Raw genomic sequence first — 20191 nt, 5'->3', positions numbered from 1 at the left:
TCGATGAAACTCAATGATCTGAGTCCAGCGCCGGGTTCCCGTCGCGAGAAGCATCGTCCAGGTCGTGGTATCGGTAGCGGTCTGGGTAAGACCGGCGGCCGTGGCCACAAAGGTCAGACTTCCCGTTCGGGTGGTTCGATCGCTCCTGGCTTCGAAGGCGGTCAACAGCCGCTGCACCGTCGCCTGCCGAAGTTCGGCTTCGTTTCCCTGAAGGCCATGGACCGCGCCGAAGTGCGTCTGTCCGAGCTGGCTAAAGTGGAAGGCGACGTGATCTCCGTGCAATCCCTGAAGGATGCCAACGTGATCAACCAGCACATTCAGCGTGTGAAAATCATGCTGTCTGGCGAAGTTACTCGCGCAGTCACCATCAAGGGTATCGCAGCCACCAAGGGTGCGCGTGCGGCTATCGAAGCAGCTGGCGGCAAATTCGAGGAATAAATGGCTAAGCAAGGTGCTCTCTCTTCGCTCGGTAAGGGCGGGATGTCGGAACTCTGGGCTCGTCTGCGCTTTCTGTTCATGGCGATCATCGTCTATCGGATAGGTGCGCATATCCCGGTTCCCGGCATCAATCCGGACCGTCTGGCGGATCTGTTTCGGCAGAATGAGGGGACCATTCTTAGCTTGTTCAACATGTTTTCCGGTGGCGCGCTCGAACGCATGAGCATCTTTGCACTGGGGATCATGCCGTACATTTCGGCATCGATCATCATGCAGTTGATGACGGCGGTCAGCCCGCAACTGGAGCAGTTGAAGAAGGAAGGTGAAGCTGGCCGTCGCAAGATCAGCCAGTACACCCGCTACGGCACCGTTATCCTGGCACTGGTCCAAGCCATTGGCATGTCCATTGGCCTGGCCAACCAGGGCGTGGCGTTTTCTGTAGGCCTGGGCTTCCACGTCGTCGCTGTTTCCACTTTCGTGGCAGGCGCGATGTTCATGATGTGGCTGGGCGAGCAGATCACCGAGCGCGGTGTGGGCAACGGTATCTCGATGTTGATCTTCGCAGGTATCGTTGCCGGTCTTCCGAGAGCAATCGGGCAGTCTTTCGAGTCTGCACGCACAGGCGATATCAACATTTTCGCCCTGGTCGCTATCGGTCTGCTGGCAGTAGCGATTATCGGTTTTGTGGTGTTCATTGAGCGTGGTCAGCGTCGTATCGCCGTTCATTACGCCAAGCGTCAGCAGGGCCGCAAGGTCTTCGCTGCGCAGACCAGCCACTTGCCGTTGAAGGTGAACATGGCGGGGGTTATCCCGGCCATTTTCGCGAGCAGCATTCTGCTGTTCCCGGCTTCGCTGGGTGCCTGGTTTGGTCAGTCCGAAGGTATGGGCTGGCTGCAGGACATCTCGCAGTCGATCGCTCCTGGTCAGCCGTTGAACATTCTGCTGTTTAGTGCAGGGATCATTTTCTTCTGCTTCTTCTACACAGCGTTGATGTTCAACCCGAAAGACGTAGCGGAAAACCTGAAGAAGTCCGGTGCCTTTATTCCGGGCATCCGTCCTGGTGAGCAGTCGGCGCGCTACATTGATGGCGTTCTGACCCGTTTGACCATGTTCGGTGCTCTTTACATGATGGCCGTCTGCCTTCTGCCCCAGTTCCTGGTGGTGGCAGCAAATGTGCCGTTCTACCTTGGCGGGACCTCGTTGCTGATTGTGGTAGTGGTTGTGATGGACTTCATGTCCCAAGTACAATCGCACCTCGTTTCGCACCAGTACGAATCCCTGATGAAGAAAGCCAACCTGAAAGGCTACGGTGGCAGCGGTCTGCTGCGCTGATACGCCCCTAAGGTTCGAGGAGTCGGTAATGAAAGTTCGTGCATCGGTGAAAAAGCTGTGCCGTAACTGCAAGATCATCCGTCGCGAAGGCGTCGTACGAGTGATCTGCAGCGCGGAACCGCGTCACAAACAGCGCCAAGGCTGAGTGTGATCTGCGCTTCAAACCCAGCAGCTAGTGTGCTGCTGGGTTGATTATTCGTTTCTACAGCGATATTATCTCGCGCCCTATTTCTTGGCTTCCGGGGCGTAGGTAGCTGTCAATTGGAGTCCCACTGAATGGCCCGTATTGCAGGCGTCAACATTCCAGATAACAAGCATACTGTTATCTCGCTGACCTACATCTATGGTGTCGGTCGCACAACTGCACAGAAGATTTGTGCAGACGCTGGTGTAAACCCAGCCGCTAAGATCAAGGATCTGAGCGACGAGCAAATCGAAACCCTGCGTGGCGAAGTCGCGAAGTTCACCACCGAAGGTGACCTGCGTCGTGACGTCAACATGAAGATCAAGCGCTTGATGGACCTGGGTTGCTACCGCGGCCTGCGTCATCGTAAAGGTCTGCCGGTTCGCGGTCAGCGCACCAAGACCAACGCACGCACCCGTAAGGGCCCGCGTAAGCCGATCCGCAAGTAATCGCCCAGGAATATAGACATGGCAAAACCTGCTGCTCGTCCTCGTAAGAAAGTCAAAAAGACAGTGGTTGATGGCATCGCCCACATCCATGCTTCTTTCAACAACACCATCGTGACCATCACCGACCGTCAGGGCAATGCTTTGTCCTGGGCGACCTCCGGTGGTTCGGGTTTCCGTGGTTCGCGCAAATCCACCCCGTTCGCAGCCCAGATCGCTGCTGAGCGTGCTGGTCAAGCTGCGCTGGAATACGGTCTGAAGAACCTCGACGTTAACGTCAAGGGTCCAGGTCCAGGTCGTGAGTCCGCCGTTCGTGCATTGAACAGCTGCGGCTACAAGATCGCCAGCATCACCGACGTGACGCCAATCCCGCACAACGGGTGCCGTCCGCCGAAGAAGCGTCGCGTGTAATCAGGAGACAGAAGAATGGCACGTTACATTGGTCCAAAATGCAAACTGTCTCGTCGTGAAGGCACTGACCTGTTCCTGAAGAGCGGCGTTCGCGCTCTGGAATCGAAGTGCAATATCGAAGCAGCCCCAGGTATCCACGGCCAGCGCCGTGGCCGTCAGTCCGACTACGGCACCCAGCTGCGTGAGAAACAAAAAGTCCGTCGTATCTACGGTGTTCTGGAGCGTCAGTTCCGCGGTTACTACCAAGCTGCTGCCTCGAAAAAAGGCGCAACCGGTGAGAACCTGCTGCAACTGCTCGAGTGCCGTCTGGATAACGTCGTTTACCGTATGGGCTTCGGCTCGACTCGTTCCGAGTCCCGTCAGCTGGTTTCGCACAAAGCGATCAGCGTCAACGGTAAAACTGTAAACATTCCATCCTACCAAGTTCGTCCGGGTGACGTGGTCGCAGTCCGCGAGAAATCGCTGGGCCAGTTGCGCATTGTTCAAGCCCTTGAACTGTGCGCCCAGCGTGGCCGCGTTGAGTGGGTTGACGTGGATGCTGCTAAAAAGTCGGGCGTTTTCAAGAACGTTCCTGCTCGCAGCGACCTGTCTGCCGACATCAACGAAAACCTGATTGTCGAGCTCTACTCCAAGTAAGGGCTAGAAAATAGGTGCATCCATGCAGATTTCGGTAAATGAGTTCCTGACTCCCCGCCATATTGATGTGCAGGTAGTCAGTCCGACCCGCGCCAAGATTACGCTCGAGCCTCTCGAGCGTGGTTTCGGCCATACCCTGGGCAACGCGCTGCGCCGCATCCTGTTGTCCTCCATGCCTGGCTGTGCAGTAGTCGAGGCCGAGATCGATGGCGTACTCCATGAGTACTCCGCGATCGAAGGTGTTCAGGAAGACGTAATTGAAATCCTGTTGAACCTGAAAGGCCTGGCTATCAAACTGCATGGTCGTGACGAAGTTACGCTGACCTTGTCGAAAAAGGGTTCGGGGGTGGTTACCGCTGCCGATATTCAGCTGGATCACGATGTCGAGATCGTCAACCCCGATCACGTAATCGCGAACCTGGCGTCGAACGGCGCTCTGAACATGAAGCTCACTGTAGCTCGTGGTCGTGGTTACGAGCCGGCCGACTCCCGTCAAACCGACGAAGACGAAAGCCGTAGCATTGGCCGTCTGCAGTTGGACGCTTCGTTCAGCCCGGTGCGTCGTATCGCCTATGTGGTCGAGAACGCCCGTGTTGAACAGCGTACCAACTTGGACAAACTGGTCATTGATCTGGAAACCAACGGCACTCTGGATCCTGAAGAGGCTATCCGCCGCGCTGCGACCATTCTGCAACAGCAGCTGGCCGCGTTCGTCGACCTCAAGGGTGACAGCGAGCCTGTCGTAGTCGAGCAGGAAGACGAGATCGATCCGATCCTGCTGCGTCCGGTTGACGACCTGGAACTGACTGTACGTTCGGCCAACTGCCTCAAGGCGGAGAACATCTACTACATCGGCGACCTGATTCAGCGTACCGAAGTAGAGCTGTTGAAGACTCCTAACCTGGGTAAGAAGTCCCTGACTGAAATCAAGGACGTTCTGGCCTCTCGTGGTCTGTCTCTCGGCATGCGCCTCGACAACTGGCCGCCTGCAAGTCTTAAGAAAGACGACAAGGCGACCGCCTGATCGTCGTAATCACCGAACGTAGTGTTTGGTAAGGAATGAATCATGCGTCATCGTAAAAGTGGACGTCACCTGAGCCGCACCAGCTCTCACCGCAAGGCTATGTTCCAGAACATGGCAGTGTCGCTGATCGAGCACGAGCTGATCAAAACCACCCTGCCGAAAGCCAAGGAACTGCGCCGCGTTGCCGAGCCGCTGATCACCCTGGCCAAGGAAGACAGCGTTGCTAACCGTCGTCTGGCCTTCGACCGTACCCGTTCGAAGTCCGCTGTTGGCAAACTGTTCAACGATCTGGGCAAGCGTTACGCCACCCGTCAGGGCGGCTACCTGCGCATCCTGAAGTGCGGTTTCCGCGCTGGCGACAACGCGCCTATGGCGTACGTCGAGCTGGTTGATCGTCCGGTCGGCGGTGCTGTAGAAGCTGCTGAGTAAGACGTTCTGTCTGCTACAAAAAACCGGGCCTAGTGCCCGGTTTTTTGTTTGCACATCTATTGTTTATTTCTATTGATGTAAGTCATGTAATAAATTTGTGCCTGTAATCTCGCTCGGCAATACTCTCTTCACAGCCGATTAGCCGGCGCTTGAAGACCGATAAGGAGAGCCCATGAGCAAGATTCTCACTACCGCTAGCGGTGCACCTGTAGCCGACAACCAGAACTCCCGCTCCGCCGGCCCGCGCGGTCCGCTGCTGCTCGACGACTTCCACCTGATCGAGAAGCTCGCCCATTTCAACCGCGAGAACATTCCAGAACGCCGCGTCCATGCCAAAGGCTCGGGTGCCTATGGCACTTTTACCGTTACTCACGATATTACCGGCTATACCAGCGCCAAGCTGTTCGAAGAGATCGGTAAACAAACTGAGACTTTCTTACGTTTTTCCACCGTTGGTGGCGAGCGCGGTTCGGCAGATACCGAGCGTGACCCGCGCGGTTTCGCGGTGAAGTTTTACACCGAGGAAGGCAACTGGGACATCGTCGGTAACAACACGCCAGTATTCTTCATTCGCGACCCACTGAAGTTCCCGGACTTTATCCACACCCAGAAGCGCCATCCGCAGTCCAACCTGAAGAACGCTCAGATGATGTGGGATTTCTGGTCGCACTCTCCTGAAGCGCTGCACCAGGTAACCATCCTCTTTTCCGACCGTGGCATTCCGGACGGCTACCGCCATATGCATGGCTTTGGCAGCCACACCTACAGCCTGATCAATGCAAAGGGTGAGCGCACTTGGGTCAAGTGGCACTTCAAGACTCAACAAGGCATCAAGAACCTCACCCCGGCAGACGCTGCACGCCTTGCAGGTACCGACCCGGATTACGCTCAGCGAGATCTGTTTGAGGCCATCGAACGTGGCGACTACCCGCGCTGGACGGTCTGCATTCAGGTGATGAGCGAAGCCGAGGCTGCTAGCCGTGACGAGAACCCATTCGACGTGACCAAGACATGGTCGCAGAAGGACTATCCGCTCATCGAGGTGGGTGTGCTGGAGCTCAATCGTAACCCGCTCAACTATTTCGCAGAGGTCGAGCAGGCTGCGTTCGGGCCGAGCAATATGGTGCCCGGCGTCGGTCTTTCGCCAGACCGCATGCTGCAAGGCCGCGTATTCGCCTACGCTGATGCGCACCGCTATCGCGTGGGTACCAATCACCAGCAATTGCCAGTCAACGCGCCGCGCTGCCCGGTTAACAGCTATCAGCGCGACGGCTCCATGGCCACCGGTGGCTACGGTAGTGCACCGAACTATGAACCAAACAGCTACAGCGGCGCCCCGAAACAGTCCCCACGTCATGCTGAGCCAGCATTGGCCATGAATGGTTCGGCTGATCGCTACGATCACCGCGAGGACACCGACTACTTCAGCCATGCCGGCGCTTTGTTCCGTTTGATGAGCGATGAGCAGAAGGCCCTGCTGATCAGCAACATCGCCGGTACCATGGCGGGCGTCAGCGAAGACGTGATCCGGCGTCAGTTACAGTACTTCTTCAAGGCGGATCCGGCCTACGGTGAAGGGATTGCGAAGGCTTTGGGCATCAATCTCGCCTAAGTCGAAGTGATAAGAAGAACCGCCCTCATTTGGGCGGTTTTTCAATGAATATCACTACTGTTTAACCGATTTTTTGCGTCTGATTGCGCGTTTTTCAGTGACCGTAGACAAAAGCTGGTTCACACTATGTGGCATAGACGTTTTCACATGGAGAATCAGGGCGATGCAAGGCCACCCGGATGTAATCAACTATCTCGTCACGCTGTTGAAGGGCGAACTGGCGGCACGCGACCAGTACTTCATTCATTCGCGCATGTACGAAGACTGGGGCCTGTCCAAGCTCTACGAGCGCATCAACCACGAGATGGAGGAAGAGACGCAGCACGCCGATGCCCTGATGCGTCGTATCCTCATGCTCGAAGGGACCCCTGACATGCGTGCGGATGACCTGGAGGTCGGCAGCACCGTGCCGGAAATGATTGAGGCAGACCTCAAGCTCGAATACAAGGTGCGCGGTGCGCTTTGCAAAGGCATCGAGCTGTGCGAATTGCACAAGGATTACGTCAGTCGTGACATCCTGCGTGCGCAGCTGGCCGACACCGAAGAAGATCACACCTACTGGCTCGAGAAGCAGCAGGGCCTGATCAAGGCCATCGGGCTGGAAAACTATCTGCAGTCGCAGATGTAAGTTATCCACAGACACAAGTAAAAGCCCCTGGCACCAACGGTACCAGGGGCTTTCTCATTGCGTTGACAGCACTCAGGCCCGATCCCGCTCCAGCAATGGTTTCAGGTAATGGCCGGTATATGACTGTTTCATCACGCTCAGCTCTTCTGGCGTACCGCAGGCAATGATCTGCCCACCCTTGGAGCCACCCTCAGGGCCCAGGTCAACCAGCCAGTCGGCGGTTTTGATCACATCCAGGTTATGCTCGATCACCACCACGGTATTGCCGTGGTCGCGCAGGCGATGCAATACGTCCAGCAGTTGCTGGATATCGGCAAAGTGCAGGCCGGTGGTAGGTTCGTCGAGGATGTACAAAGTCTTGCCGGTATCGCGCTTGGACAGTTCGCGTGACAGCTTCACTCGCTGTGCCTCACCCCCTGACAGCGTGGTCGCTGACTGCCCCAGTTTGATGTACGACAGGCCCACGTCCATCAACGTTTGCAGCTTGCGCGCCAGGGCCGGCACCGCATCGAAGAACTCTCGGGCATCCTCGATGGTCATTTCCAGCACCTCGTGGATGTTCTTGCCCTTGTACTTGATCTCCAGGGTTTCGCGGTTGTAGCGCTTGCTCTTGCATACGTCACATGGCACGTAGATGTCCGGCAGGAAGTGCATTTCCACCTTGATCAGGCCATCGCCCTGGCAGGCCTCGCAACGGCCACCCTTGACGTTGAACGAGAAGCGCCCCGGGCCATAACCACGCGAGCGTGACTCCGGTACACCGGAGAACAGCTCGCGGATCGGTGTGAAGATGCCGGTGTAGGTCGCCGGGTTGGAGCGTGGGGTGCGGCCGATCGGGCTCTGATCGATATCCACCACCTTGTCCAGGTGCTGCAGGCCGTCCATGCTGCTGTGCGGTGCGGCTTCCAGGCTGCTTGCGCCATTGAGGGCGGTGGCGGCCAAGGGGTAAAGGGTATTGTTGATCAGCGTCGATTTACCCGAGCCGGATACACCGGTCACGCAGGTCAGCAGGCCGATCGGTACTTCCAGGTCGACGTTCTGCAGGTTGTTGCCACGCGCGCCCTTGAGCTTGAGCTGCAGCTTCTTGTTGCGCGGTGTGCGCTTGGCCGGCACAACGATCTTCTTGCGCCCGGACAGGTACTTGCCAGTCAGCGAGTCAGGGTGGTCCATGACCTCCTGAGGCGAGCCTTCGGCGACGATCTGCCCGCCGTGCACACCAGCGCCAGGGCCGATGTCGACCACGTAGTCGGCCAGTCGAATGGCGTCCTCGTCGTGCTCCACCACGATTACCGTGTTGCCCAGGTCGCGCAAATGGTTAAGGGTGGCCAGCAGACGGTCGTTGTCGCGTTGATGAAGGCCGATGGACGGTTCATCGAGGATGTACATCACCCCCACAAGACCGGCGCCGATCTGGCTGGCCAGGCGGATACGTTGCGCTTCACCACCGGACAGGGTGTCGGCGCTACGATCCAGGGTCAGGTAGTCGAGGCCGACGTTGACCAGGAACTGAAGTCGTTCGCAGATTTCCTTGAGTATTTTTGCCGCGATTTCGCCACGCCGGCCGGTCAGGGTCAGTTCGCCAAAGTAGTTGCTGGCTTCACCGATCGGCATATTGGTTACCGCCGGCAGGGTCTTCTCGCCCACCCACACATGGCGCGCCTCGCGGCGCAGGCGCGTACCCCGGCAATCCGGGCACGGTTGCGTGCCAAGGAATTTGGCCAGTTCTTCACGCACCGTGGCCGATTCGGTTTCGCGGTAGCGGCGCTCAAGGTTCGGCACAATGCCTTCGAACGGGTGCGATCGCTTGACGATGTCGCCTCGGTCGTTGAGGTACTTGAAGTCGACACTCTGCTTGCCGCTGCCCTGCAGGATCACCTTCTGGTGTTCGGCCGACAGCTCGCCGAAAGGCTCCTCCAGGCTGAAGCCATAGTGTGCGGCCAACGAACCGAGCATCTGGAAGTAGTACACGTTACGCCGGTCCCAGCCGCGGATCGCGCCTTCGGCCAAGGTGAGTTCGGTGTTGACCAGGCGTTTGGTGTCGAAGAACTGCTTGACCCCCAGGCCGTCGCAGGTCGGGCAGGCGCCAGCCGGGTTGTTGAAGGAGAACAGCTTCGGTTCCAGCTCGCTGATCGCGTGGCCGCACACCGGGCAGGCGAAGCGCGCGGAGAAGATCGTCTCTTCGCCTTGTTCGCCGTCCATCGGTGCCACCAAGGCAATACCATCGGCCAGCTTCAACGCGGTCTCGAACGATTCGGCCAGGCGCTGTTGCAGGTCGGCGCGGACTTTGAAACGGTCCACCACCACATCGATGCTGTGCTTCTTCTGCTTGTCCAGCTTGGGCAACTCATCGAGTTCGTAGAGCTTGCCGTTGACCCTGGCCCGCACGAAGCCCTGGGCGCGCAATTCGTCAAACACCGCCAGATGCTCACCTTTGCGCTCGCGCACTACCGGCGCGAGCAGCATCAGCTTGCTGCCTTCCGGGCTTTCCAGCACAAGGTCGACCATCTGGCTGATCGTTTGCGCCTCCAGCGGAATATCGTGGTCCGGGCAGCGTGGCGTACCGACGCGGGCGTACAGCAGGCGCAGGTAGTCATAGATTTCGGTGATGGTGCCGACCGTGGAACGCGGGTTGTGCGAGGTCGATTTCTGCTCGATCGAAATCGCCGGCGACAGGCCTTCGATGGTGTCGACGTCGGGTTTTTCCATCATCGACAAAAACTGCCGGGCGTAGGCCGACAGCGACTCCACGTAGCGGCGCTGGCCTTCGGCGTACAAGGTATCGAACGCCAGGGACGACTTGCCGGAACCGGACAGGCCGGTGATCACGATCAACTTGTCCCGGGGCAGGGTCAGGTCGATGTTCTTCAGGTTGTGGGTACGTGCCCCACGAATCAGGATCTTGTCCACTACGGCCTCGCTCGGCGGGCATAAACAAGGAAGTATACGGCGCCCTGCCAGTACGCGGCAAAGCGTCGCGTAGATGCCGTCAAGCTGTCGGACTGATAGAATCGCCGCCGGTTCACACGAGGTTAATCCATGCACGACACCCACAACGAACGCATGAGTGGCGGCGAAACCCGCGCCGCTGGCGGCCTTGCCCTGGTCTTTGCCTTTCGTATGCTGGGCATGTTCATGGTCTTGCCGGTACTGGCCACCTACGGCATGGACCTGGCTGGCGCCACGCCTGCGCTGATCGGCCTGGCCATTGGTGCCTATGGCCTGACCCAGGCGGTATTTCAGATCCCGTTCGGGATGATTTCCGACCGTATCGGTCGCCGGCCGGTGATTTATCTGGGGCTGGTGATCTTTGCCCTTGGCAGCGTGCTGGCGGCCCAGGCCGACTCTATCTGGGGCGTGATTGCCGGGCGCATCCTGCAGGGCGCCGGGGCAATTTCTGCCGCGGTCATGGCATTGCTGTCCGACCTCACCCGCGAACAACACCGGACCAAGGCCATGGCCATGATCGGCATGAGCATCGGCTTGTCGTTTGCTGTCGCCATGGTCGTTGGTCCACTGCTGACAAGTGCCTTTGGTTTGTCAGGTCTGTTCCTGGTCACGGCTGGGCTTGCCCTGGTCGGCATCCTGTTGATCGCGTTTGTCGTGCCCAACACCCACAGCATCCTGCAGCACCGCGAGTCGGGTGTGGCGCGCCAGGCCATCGGCCCGACCCTGCGCCATCCGGACCTTCTGCGCCTGGACATAAGCATTTTCATCCTGCACGCCATCCTCATGGCCAGCTTCGTTGCGCTGCCGCTGGCGTTCGTCGAGCGTGGTGGCCTGCCCAAGGAGCAGCACTGGTGGGTGTACCTGACCGCGCTGTTCATCTCATTTTTTGCAATGGTCCCGTTCATCATCTACGGCGAAAAAAAGCGCAAGATGAAACGTGTGTTGGCCGGCGCGGTCAGTGTCCTGCTGCTGACAGAGATATACTTCTGGGAGTGGGCTGACGGTTTGCGCGGACTGGTGATTGGCACCGTGGTATTCTTTACCGCATTCAACCTGCTGGAGGCTTCGCTGCCTTCTCTGGTGAGCAAGGTGTCGCCTGCCGGTGGCAAGGGGACGGCAATGGGGGTGTATTCCACCAGCCAGTTCCTCGGTGCAGCGTTAGGCGGGATTCTGGGTGGCTGGCTGTTCCAGCACGGTGGGCTGGACACGGTGTTCCTCGGTAGCGCGGCGCTGTGTGTTATCTGGCTGATCGTTGCCTTGCGCATGAACGAGCCGCCATATGTGACCAGCCTGCGCATGCCCCTGACGCCTGAGGCGGTCCGGGAAGCCGGCCTGACCGAGCGCCTGATGGCCGTGCCGGGTGTGACCGACGCTGTGGTGGTGGCAGAAGAAGCCGCCATCTATATCAAACTGGATACGAAAATTTTGGACCGTGCGACCCTGGAGCGACTGGTGAATCCAGCCTCTTCGGCGTGCGAAGCCTAGGAGAACGTTATGGCCCGTGGGGTTAACAAAGTCATTCTGGTCGGTACCTGTGGCCAGGATCCCGAAGTCCGCTACCTGCCCAACGGTAACGCCGTGACCAACCTGAGCCTGGCCACCAGCGAGCAGTGGACTGACAAGCAGTCGGGCCAGAAGGTCGAGCGTACCGAGTGGCACCGGGTGTCGCTGTTCGGCAAGGTTGCCGAAATCGCTGGCGAATACCTGCGCAAAGGTTCGCAGTGCTACATCGAAGGCAAGCTGCAGACCCGCGAGTGGGAAAAAGACGGCATCAAGCGCTACACCACCGAGATCATCGTCGATATCAACGGCACCATGCAGCTGCTCGGCGGTCGTCCGCAAGGCCAGCAGCAGGGCGGCGACCCGTACAACCAGGGTGGCGGCAATTACGGTGGCGGCCAGCAGCAACAATACAACCAGGCACCGCCACGCCAGCAGGCCCAGCGCCCGCAGCAGGCCCCTCAGCGCCCAGCGCCGCAACAGCCTGCGCCGCAGCCGGCTGCTGATTTCGACAGCTTCGATGACGATATTCCGTTCTGATCAGAGCGGTAAGGCGTTCAGCAAGACCAGAAACCCGGGGCAGTTGCCCCGGGTTTTTTTATGGGCCGCACCGCGTATCTGACATCGCTTTCAATAAAACAACCGCGGCTCAGGCGAATCCAGCAGGCTTGCCAGCTTGGTCAGGGCAAACGCCAGTTCCTGGCGGCTGGGTGCCATCAGGGCGATGCGCACACCGCTGGTGGCGTGGCTGCGTTCTGGCAGAAACTGGCTGCCGCTGACCACCGTTACGCCGTTGTCACGCGCCAGGTTGGCAAACTCGTCGCTGGTCCACGGTTCTGGCAGCTCCAGCCAGATATGGAAGCTATGGGGCTGAATGCGGATCTTGTATTGGCCAAGAATCTCCCTGGCCATGTGCTGGCGCGCGGCCGCCTCTTCCTGCTGCATACGCACCAACTGGTCGGCCTTGCCGCTGTTGATCAGGTTACTGGCCAGTTGCGCCATCAATGGCGATGGCATCCACACGCTGCTGCGTACCATCGATGATAACCGTGACAGGGTTTGCGGCGGGGCGTACAGGTAGCCGATGCGCAGCGCCGGCAGCACGCTTTTGGACAGGCTGGTGAGGTATACCGAGCGCTCTGGCGCATACGCTGCAAGCGGCTTGTAGTCTGGGCTGGGCTCGAGAAAACCGTAGATATCGTCATCCACGATGAACAGGTCGAACTCACGGGCGATCTCGGCAATAGCCTGACGCCTTGCAGGGGGCATGATCGAGTTGGTCGGGTTTTGGTGCGTGGTGACGCACACCAGCAGGGAAGGGCGGTGTTCCAGGCAGGCCGCGCGTAATGCTTCCGGGATGAGCCCGTGTTCGTCCACGGCGACGCCGCGCAGGCGTCGGCCCATGCTGTGGGCCAGGGATATGATGCCCGGGTAGCAGAGCGACTCGCACAGCACCACATCGTCACTCTTCGACAGGCTGCTGATGGCCACCAGCAGCCCATGCTGGGCGCCAGCGGTCAGTACTACCTGTTGCCAGCGCGCATCAGGCAGCCAGCGCTGTAGCCAGGTCGCACCGGCTTGTTTGTGGGACGTGTGGCCACCCTCTGTCACATAGTCGAGTACCTGCCCCAAGTCCGAGGAGGCGGCCAGTTCGCTGATAGCCGTGCCTAGCCATTCGCTCATGTGAGCGTCGTTGGGTTTGATGATCGAGAGATCAATCTGGCTGCTCTCTCCGGCCACAGGGGCGGGCACCGACGGGGCGGTTAATGGCTGTCGCAATTGCCTGACAAATGTGCCTCGGCCTACCTCGCCCGCCACCAAGCCGCGCTTGGCTGCTTCGTCGTAGGCCCTGCCAACAGTGCCGGGGGTTACGTTCAGCGCCTCGGCGAGGTCCTTGAGTGTGGGTAAGCGATCGCCTTCTGCAAGCCGACCACTTTCGATGTCCTGTTCAAGGGCATCAGCGATCATCAGGTAAACCGGCTGTGTTTGATGGCTGTATTGAGGGACCCACATGGAGATGGCACCAGACGCTGCAAGAGCGCGAAAGCCTAGCATGAAAGCTCTGATGCAGGTAATGATAGTAATTGGTTGGATTGAGTTGGTTTTATTTTAGATTGAATCGATTCAATTTTTGAAATTACAATCATCGCACCGATCAGGCCAGCCGCACTCGGGCTGTGCCTGGCTTAAACGCTCCACTGGATGGACATTGCTATGGAAATTTTGGGTTCTTACTGGGCGGAGCACTGGTTGCTGGCCATCCTCATGCTTGGCGCGATCGCCTTTGTTGCAGGTTTCGTCGACAGCATTGCCGGTGGTGGTGGTTTGTTCCTGGTACCGGGCTTTCTGTTGGTTGGCATGCCGCCGCAGGTGGCACTGGGTCAGGAAAAACTGGTCAGTACCCTCGGCACACTGGCGGCTATACGAAACTTCCTGGCCAACAGCAAGATGGTCTGGCAGGTAGCGTTGGTCGGGGTGCCGTTTTCGCTGCTAGGCGCCTATCTGGGGGCTCACCTGATCGTATCGATCTCGCAGGAAACTGTGGGCAAGATCATCCTGGCACTGATCCCGCTCGGTATTCTCATTTTCCTTACTCCCAAGGACCGCCCGGTCGAGGAGCGCGAACTGTCATCGCGCATGCTGTTCACCGTGGTCCCGCTGACCTGCCTGGCCATCGGCTTCTATGACGGCTTCTTCGGCCCCGGCACCGGCAGCATGTTCATCATCGCTTTCCATTACCTGTTGCGCATGGACCTGGTCTCCAGTTCGGCCAACTCCAAAACCTTCAACTTCGCTTCCAACATCGGCGCGTTGGTCGCCTTCGTCAGCGCAGGCAAGGTCGTTTACCTGCTGGCATTGCCACTTGTGGCCTGCAACATCCTCGGTAACCACCTGGGCAGTTCCCTGGCCTTGCGTAAAGGTAACGACGTGGTGCGCAAGGTGTTGGTGTTCTCGATGCTCTGCCTGTTCACCAGCCTGGGCGTGAAGTACCTGACCTGACCCATTGATAGGAGATAACGAATGAAAACCGCATTTGTAACCGGTGCTTCCTCAGGCTTTGGCCGCGCCATCTGCTGCACTCTGATCGGCAAAGGCTACCGCGTGGTCGGTGGGGCCAGGCGCATGGACAAACTGAAAGCACTGGAGGCTGAACTGGGCGCCAATTTCATTCCGCTGGCGCTGGATGTCACTGATTCAGTATCGCTCGAGAAGGCGGTCGAGCAGATGCGTGAGGCGTCGCTGCAGATCGATCTGCTGGTCAACAACGCGGGGCTGGCGCTGGGCGTGGACCGTGCCCAAGCCAGCAGTGCCGCAAACTGGCAGCAGATGATCGACACCAACATCACCGGCCTGGCCATGGTCACCCACAAGATTCTGCCGCAGATGGTGGAAGCCGATAGCGGCATGATCATCAACATCGGCTCGATCGCCGGCACTTACCCCTATCCCGGCGGTAACGTGTATGGCGCCAGCAAGGCGTTCGTCCGCCAGTTCAGCCTCAACCTGCGTGCTGACCTGGCTGGCACCCGCGTGCGAGTAAGCAACATCGAGCCGGGGCTGTGCTCAGGCACTGACTTCTCGGTGGTGCGCCTGAATGGCGACCTTGACGCCGTGCAGGCCCTGTATCGGGATGTAGAGGCCCTCCTGCCGGAGGACATTGCAGCAACGGTAGCCTGGGTTGCCGAGCAGCCGGCGCATGTAAACATCAACACCATCGAGATCATGCCTGTGGCGCAGAGCAGTGCGGCACTGAATGTGGTGCGCAACCTGCCACGTACCTGATCGGTGCTGTACCACTGACTCAGGTCATCGCACCTTCTGGATTCTTGACTAGTCTTATTGTTTGGCGGCTATCAATTGGCCGCCACCGTGACTACCAAGAGGCGCCGGCAATGTTCCGCGCGTCCACCACCTGATCAGGAGTGCACGATGGACCTGAACCGTCGGCAGTTCTTCAAGGTCGCCGCCGTCGGCCTTGGAGGCTCGAGCCTTGCAGCGTTGGGCATGGCCCCGACGCCGGCATTCGCCGAGCAGGTGCGTCACTTCAAGCTGGCGCATACCAAAGAAACCCGTAACACCTGCCCATACTGTTCGGTCGGCTGCGGCCTGATCATGTACAGCCAGGGTGATGCGGGAAAAAACGTCAAACAGAACATCATCCATATCGAAGGGGACGCCGACCACCCGGTCAACCGCGGCACCCTCTGCCCGAAAGGCGCCGGCCTGCTGGACTTTATCCACAGCCCTAGCCGCCTGCAGTACCCCGAGGTTCGCAAGCCGGGCAGCAAAGAATGGGTGCGGGTCAGCTGGGACGAGGCGCTCGACCGCGTCGCCGACCTGATGAAGCAGGACCGCGATGCCAACTTCATCGAAAAGAACGCCCAAGGACAAACAGTCAACCGCTGGCTCTCCACCGGTTTTCTTGCCGCTTCCGCCGCTTCCAGCGAGGCTGGCTACCTGACCCACAAGGTCATCCGCGCAACAGGCATGCTGGGGTTCGATAACCAGGCACGTGTCTGACATGGCCCGACGGTGGCAAGTCTTGCCCCGACGTACGGCCGTGGCGCCATGACCAACCACTGGTCCGATATCGCCAACGCGAATCTGGTCCTGGTGATGGGTGGCAACGCAGCAGAAGCGCACCCGTGCGGCTTCAAGTGGGTGACCGAGGCCAAGGCGCACAACAAGGCGCGGCTGATTGTGGTCGACCCGCGGTTTACCCGTACCGCTTCGGTGGCGGATTACTATGCACCGATCCGTACTGGTACCGACATCGCCTTCATGGGCGGGCTGATCAACTATCTGCTTAGCACAGACAAGATCCAGCACGAGTACGTGCGCAACTACACTGACGTGTCGTTCATCGTCAAAGAGAACTACGGCTTCGAGGATGGGCTGTTCAGCGGCTACGACGAGGCCAAGCGTGTGTACGCCGACAAGTCCGGTTGGGGTTACGAGCTGGGCGAGGACGGCTATGCCAAGGTCGACCCGACACTGCAGCACCCTCGCTGCGTGTTCCAGTTGATGAAGCAGCATTACAGCCGCTATACCCCGGAACTGGCGAGCATGACCTGTGGCATGCCGCAGGACGCCATGATGAAGGTCTGGGAAGAGATCGCCTCCTGCTCGGTACCGGGCAAGACCATGACGATCCTCTATGCGCTCGGCTGGACGCAGCATTCGATCGGCGCGCAAATCATTCGTAGCGCGGCCATGGTCCAGTTGCTGCTGGGCAACGTCGGCATGCCGGGGGGCGGGGTCAACGCGTTGCGTGGACACTCCAACATCCAAGGGCTGACCGATCTCGGCCTGTTGTCCAATTTGCTGCCGGGTTACCTGACCTTGCCCGGCGATGCCGAGCAGGATTACGCCGCCTACATCGACAAGCGCGCCTCCAAGCCACTGCGTCCGGGCCAGCTGTCGTACTGGCAGAACTACGGCAAGTTCCACGTCAGCCTGATGAAAGCTTGGTACGGGGCCAACGCCACGGTAGAAAACAACTGGGGCTACGAGTGGCTACCCAAGCTCGACGTGCCGGGCTACGACGTGCTGCGCATGTTCGAGATGATGGACCAGGGCAAGGTCAACGGCTATATGTGCCAAGGTTTCAATCCGATTGCCGCGCTGCCGGACAAGAACCGTGTCACCGCGGCGCTGAGTAAGCTCAAGTGGCTGGTGGTCATGGACCCGCTAGCTACCGAGACATCGGAGTTCTGGCGCAATGCCGGGCCGTTCAACGACGTCGACACGGCCAATATCCAGACCGAAGTGATCCGCTTGCCCACTACCTGCTTCGCCGAGGAAGACGGGTCGCTGGTCAACAGCAGCCGTTGGCTGCAATGGCACTGGAAGGGCGCAGACGGCCCGGGCGAGACCCGTACCGACGTGCACATCATGAGCGAGTTGTTCCTGCGCCTGCGCCAACGCTACCAGGCCGAGGGCGGCGCCTACCCCGACCCGATAATGAACATCAGCTGGCCGTACAAGATACCTGAGGAGCCATCTCCAGAGGAGTTGGCCAAGGAGATGAACGGCTGGGCGGTGGCCGATGTCACCGATCCGACTGGCGCGGTGATCAAGGCGGGCCAGCAACTGGCGGGCTTCGGCCAGCTCAAGGACGATGGCAGCACCGCGTCTGGCTGCTGGATCTTCGCCGGCTGCTGGACCGAACAGGGCAACCAGATGGCTCGCCGCGACAACAGCGACCCGTATGGCATGCACCAGGTGCAGAACTGGGCCTGGGCCTGGCCGGCCAACCGCCGCATCCTCTACAACCGTGCCTCCAGCGACCCGCAAGGCAAGCCTTGGGACCCGGAGAAAAAGCGCCTGGTGTGGTGGAACGGCAAGGCCTGGACCGGCACCGACGTGCCGGATTTCAAGGTCGACTCGCCGCCCGAAGCGGGGATGAACCCGTTCATCATGAACCCCGAAGGCGTGGCGCGTTTCTTTGCCATCGACAAAATGGCCGAAGGCCCGTTCCCCGAGCACTATGAGCCATTCGAAACACCGATCGGCATCAACCCGCTGCACCCGCAGAACAAGAAGGCCACCAGCAACCCGGCCGGGCGCATCTTCGATTCTGTATGGGACACCCTCGGCACGCACGACGAGTTCCCCTATGCGGCGACCACCTACCGGCTGACCGAGCATTTCCACTTCTGGAGCAAGCATTGCCGGCTCAACGCCATTGCCCAGCCCGAGCAGTTCGTCGAGATCGGCGAGGTGCTGGCCAACGAGAAAGGCATCAAGGCCGGCGACCGGGTACGGGTGTCGAGCAAGCGTGGGCATATCGATGCGGTGGCGGTGGTAACCAAGCGGATTCGCCCGCTGCAGGTCAACAATCAGACCGTGCACCAGATCGGCATCCCGCTGCACTGGGGCTTCACCGGCGTTACCCGGCATGGCTACCTGACCAATACCTTGGTGCCGTTCCTCGGTGATGGCAACACGCAGACGCCAGAGTCCAAGTCGTTCCTCGTCAAAGTGGAGAAACTCTGATGGCCAGCCAAGACATCATCGCCCGCTCGGCCACCACTACCGTCCCGCCCTCGGTGCGTCAGCAGCAGGAGGTCGCCAAGCTGATCGACACTACCAAGTGCATCGGCTGCAAGGCCTGCCAGGTGGCGTGCTCGGAGTGGAATGAACTACGTGACGAGGTTGGCCACAACCACGGCACCTACGACAACCCCCAGGACCTCACTGCCGAGACCTGGACACTGATGCGCTTTACCGAGCACGAGCGCGACGACGGCAACCTGGAGTGGCTGATCCGCAAGGATGGCTGCATGCACTGTGCCGACCCAGGTTGCCTGAAGGCCTGCCCAAGCCCGGGTGCGATCATCAAACACGCCAACGGTATCGTCGACTTCAACCAGGACCACTGCATCGGCTGCGGCTACTGCATCACCGGCTGCCCGTTCAACATCCCGCGCATCTCGCAGAAAGACCACAAGGCGTACAAGTGCACCCTGTGTTCCGATCGCGTGAGCGTGGGGCTGGAGCCGGCGTGCGTGAAAACCTGCCCGACCGGTGCGATCGTGTTCGGCAGCAAGGACGAGATGAAAGTGCATGCGGCCGAGCGCATCGTCGATCTGAAGTCGCGGGGCTACGACAACGCCGGGTTGTACGACCCGGACGGCGTCGGTGGTACCCACGTGATGTATGTGCTGCACCATGCCGACACGCCGAAGCTGTATGCCGGCCTGCCGGACCAGCCAGTGATCAGCCCGTTGGTGGGGTTGTGGAAGGGCTTCACCAAGCCGCTGGCGCTGCTGGCCATGGGTGCGGCGGTGCTGGCGGGGTTCTTCCACTATGTGCGCATTGGCCCACAGCGGGTTGAGGAGGATGAGCACCCGACACCGCCGGACGAAAGCGTGCATCAAGTGGACCCGTCGGTCCATGTCTATGATCCGAAGCAGCCCGGTGGGCAAGGGGAGCAGCGGCCATGAACGACAACAAACCCATCCTGCGCTACAACGCCAACGAGCGTAGCAACCACTGGGTGGTGGCGATCCTGTTCATCCTGGCTGGGCTGTCGGGGCTTGCGCTGTTCCATCCGGCGCTATTCTGGCTCAGCAACCTGTTCGGCGGCGGGCCGTGGACGCGCATTCTGCATCCCTTCATCGGGGTAGCGATGTTCGTGTTCTTCCTCGGCCTGGTATTGCGCTTCTGGCGGGCCAACTTCATCACTGCCAACGACCGCCTGTGGCTGCGCCGGGTGGACCGGGTAATGCGCAACGAGGAGGAGGGGGTGCCGCCGGTCGGCAAATACAATGCCGGGCAGAAGCTGCTGTTCTGGACCCTGCTGGTGTGCATGCTGGTGCTGCTGATCAGTGGCGTGGTGATCTGGCGGGCATACTTCAGCCATTGGTTTGGCATCGATGCCATTCGTTTGTCTGCGCTGTTGCATGCGCTGGCGGCCTTCGTGCTGATTCTCAGCATCATCGTGCACATCTACGCCGGCATCTGGATCAAGGGCTCGATCGGCGCCATGCTGCATGGCTGGGTCAGCCGCGCCTGGGCACGCAAGCATCATGAGTTGTGGTACCGCGAAGTGACCGGCGAAAAGACGCCGGGTGATCACGGACGAAAAAAAGGATGAGCG

At 59.5% G+C, this 20191-nt stretch carries 19 protein-coding genes; 17 read left to right on the top strand and 2 right to left on the bottom strand.

Going from position 1 to position 20191, the window contains the following annotated elements; all coding sequences use genetic code 11:
- The first annotated feature begins 3 nt into the window (after positions 1-3).
- The 10 genes from rplO to bfr all read left to right on the top strand — a co-directional run bounded on the left by rplO (position 4) and on the right by bfr (position 7140).
- On the top strand, positions 4-438 hold the full coding sequence (gene rplO / locus J3A98_RS21745) for a 50S ribosomal protein L15 (RefSeq protein ID WP_003255461.1): 435 nt from the start codon (positions 4-6) through the stop codon (positions 436-438).
- The gene (gene secY, locus J3A98_RS21740; RefSeq protein WP_003257108.1) at positions 439-1770 is read left to right on the top strand and encodes a preprotein translocase subunit SecY; all 1332 of its coding nucleotides are present in this window, start codon (positions 439-441) and stop codon (positions 1768-1770) included. It begins immediately after the preceding gene.
- A 28-nt stretch (positions 1771-1798) separates the two neighbouring features.
- Positions 1799-1915: a 50S ribosomal protein L36 gene (gene rpmJ, locus J3A98_RS21735; protein ID WP_002555468.1), complete on the top strand. Its 117-nt coding sequence runs from the start codon at positions 1799-1801 to the stop codon at positions 1913-1915.
- 131 nt (positions 1916-2046) lie between these two features.
- Positions 2047-2403 (top strand): 30S ribosomal protein S13, encoded by a 357-nt coding sequence (rpsM, locus tag J3A98_RS21730; RefSeq protein ID WP_012316515.1) that lies wholly within the window; start codon positions 2047-2049, stop codon positions 2401-2403.
- Positions 2404-2421: 18 nt separating this feature from the next.
- On the top strand, positions 2422-2811 hold the full coding sequence (gene rpsK / locus J3A98_RS21725; protein WP_003255454.1) for a 30S ribosomal protein S11: 390 nt from the start codon (positions 2422-2424) through the stop codon (positions 2809-2811).
- Between the two features lie 15 nt (positions 2812-2826).
- Entirely contained in the window at positions 2827-3447 is a 621-nt protein-coding gene (gene rpsD / locus J3A98_RS21720; RefSeq protein ID WP_003255453.1) for a 30S ribosomal protein S4, read from the top strand.
- A 22-nt stretch (positions 3448-3469) separates the two neighbouring features.
- Positions 3470-4471 (top strand): DNA-directed RNA polymerase subunit alpha, encoded by a 1002-nt coding sequence (rpoA, locus tag J3A98_RS21715; RefSeq protein ID WP_003255452.1) that lies wholly within the window; start codon positions 3470-3472, stop codon positions 4469-4471.
- Between the two features lie 42 nt (positions 4472-4513).
- Positions 4514-4900, top strand: coding sequence for a 50S ribosomal protein L17 (gene rplQ, locus J3A98_RS21710; RefSeq protein ID WP_003255451.1), 387 nt, complete (start codon positions 4514-4516; stop codon positions 4898-4900).
- Positions 4901-5072: 172 nt separating this feature from the next.
- On the top strand, positions 5073-6512 hold the full coding sequence (locus J3A98_RS21705; RefSeq protein WP_209968311.1) for a catalase: 1440 nt from the start codon (positions 5073-5075) through the stop codon (positions 6510-6512).
- Between the two features lie 163 nt (positions 6513-6675).
- The gene (gene bfr, locus J3A98_RS21700; protein ID WP_003255449.1) at positions 6676-7140 is read left to right on the top strand and encodes a bacterioferritin; all 465 of its coding nucleotides are present in this window, start codon (positions 6676-6678) and stop codon (positions 7138-7140) included.
- Between the two features lie 72 nt (positions 7141-7212).
- Here the strand turns inward: bfr and uvrA are convergent, their stop codons facing one another.
- Entirely contained in the window at positions 7213-10047 is a 2835-nt protein-coding gene (gene uvrA / locus J3A98_RS21695; protein ID WP_209968308.1) for an excinuclease ABC subunit UvrA, read from the bottom strand.
- Positions 10048-10176: 129 nt separating this feature from the next.
- On the opposite strand from uvrA, the gene J3A98_RS21690 reads away from it, so the two are divergent.
- Both J3A98_RS21690 and J3A98_RS21685 read left to right on the top strand, forming a co-directional pair.
- Positions 10177-11571, top strand: coding sequence for an MFS transporter (locus J3A98_RS21690; protein WP_209968305.1), 1395 nt, complete (start codon positions 10177-10179; stop codon positions 11569-11571).
- A gap of 9 nt (positions 11572-11580) precedes the next feature.
- Positions 11581-12126 carry a single-stranded DNA-binding protein gene (locus J3A98_RS21685; protein WP_003255446.1) on the top strand — a complete coding sequence of 182 codons (546 nt, stop codon included), beginning with the start codon at positions 11581-11583 and terminating at the stop codon, positions 12124-12126.
- A gap of 90 nt (positions 12127-12216) precedes the next feature.
- Here J3A98_RS21685 and J3A98_RS21680 read toward each other — a convergent pair whose 3' ends face one another.
- On the bottom strand, positions 12217-13599 hold the full coding sequence (locus J3A98_RS21680) for a PLP-dependent aminotransferase family protein (RefSeq protein WP_176684328.1): 1383 nt from the start codon (positions 13597-13599) through the stop codon (positions 12217-12219).
- Positions 13600-13800: 201 nt separating this feature from the next.
- On the opposite strand from J3A98_RS21680, the gene J3A98_RS21675 reads away from it, so the two are divergent.
- The 5 genes from J3A98_RS21675 to J3A98_RS21655 all read left to right on the top strand — a co-directional run bounded on the left by J3A98_RS21675 (position 13801) and on the right by J3A98_RS21655 (position 20188).
- On the top strand, positions 13801-14586 hold the full coding sequence (locus tag J3A98_RS21675; protein ID WP_021783899.1) for a TSUP family transporter: 786 nt from the start codon (positions 13801-13803) through the stop codon (positions 14584-14586).
- Between the two features lie 21 nt (positions 14587-14607).
- Positions 14608-15369, top strand: coding sequence for an SDR family NAD(P)-dependent oxidoreductase (locus J3A98_RS21670; RefSeq protein ID WP_176684329.1), 762 nt, complete (start codon positions 14608-14610; stop codon positions 15367-15369).
- 147 nt (positions 15370-15516) lie between these two features.
- Positions 15517-18585, top strand: a complete 3069-nt coding sequence (gene fdnG, locus J3A98_RS21665; RefSeq protein ID WP_209968302.1) for a formate dehydrogenase-N subunit alpha — start codon at positions 15517-15519, stop codon at positions 18583-18585.
- Positions 18585-19535: a formate dehydrogenase subunit beta gene (gene fdxH / locus J3A98_RS21660; protein ID WP_021783903.1), complete on the top strand. Its 951-nt coding sequence runs from the start codon at positions 18585-18587 to the stop codon at positions 19533-19535. The genes fdnG and fdxH overlap by 1 nt, the downstream gene beginning before the upstream one ends.
- On the top strand, positions 19532-20188 hold the full coding sequence (locus J3A98_RS21655) for a formate dehydrogenase subunit gamma (RefSeq protein WP_209968297.1): 657 nt from the start codon (positions 19532-19534) through the stop codon (positions 20186-20188). The genes fdxH and J3A98_RS21655 overlap by 4 nt, the downstream gene beginning before the upstream one ends.
- The last annotated feature ends 3 nt before the right edge of the window (positions 20189-20191 follow it).

The sequence above is a fragment of the Pseudomonas sp. BP6 genome (assembly GCF_017875935.1).
Lineage (GTDB): Bacteria > Pseudomonadota > Gammaproteobacteria > Pseudomonadales > Pseudomonadaceae > Aquipseudomonas > Aquipseudomonas putida_Y.
The sequence above is the reverse complement of the archived record's forward strand: the minus strand, read 5'-3'. Positions and strand labels throughout refer to the sequence as shown.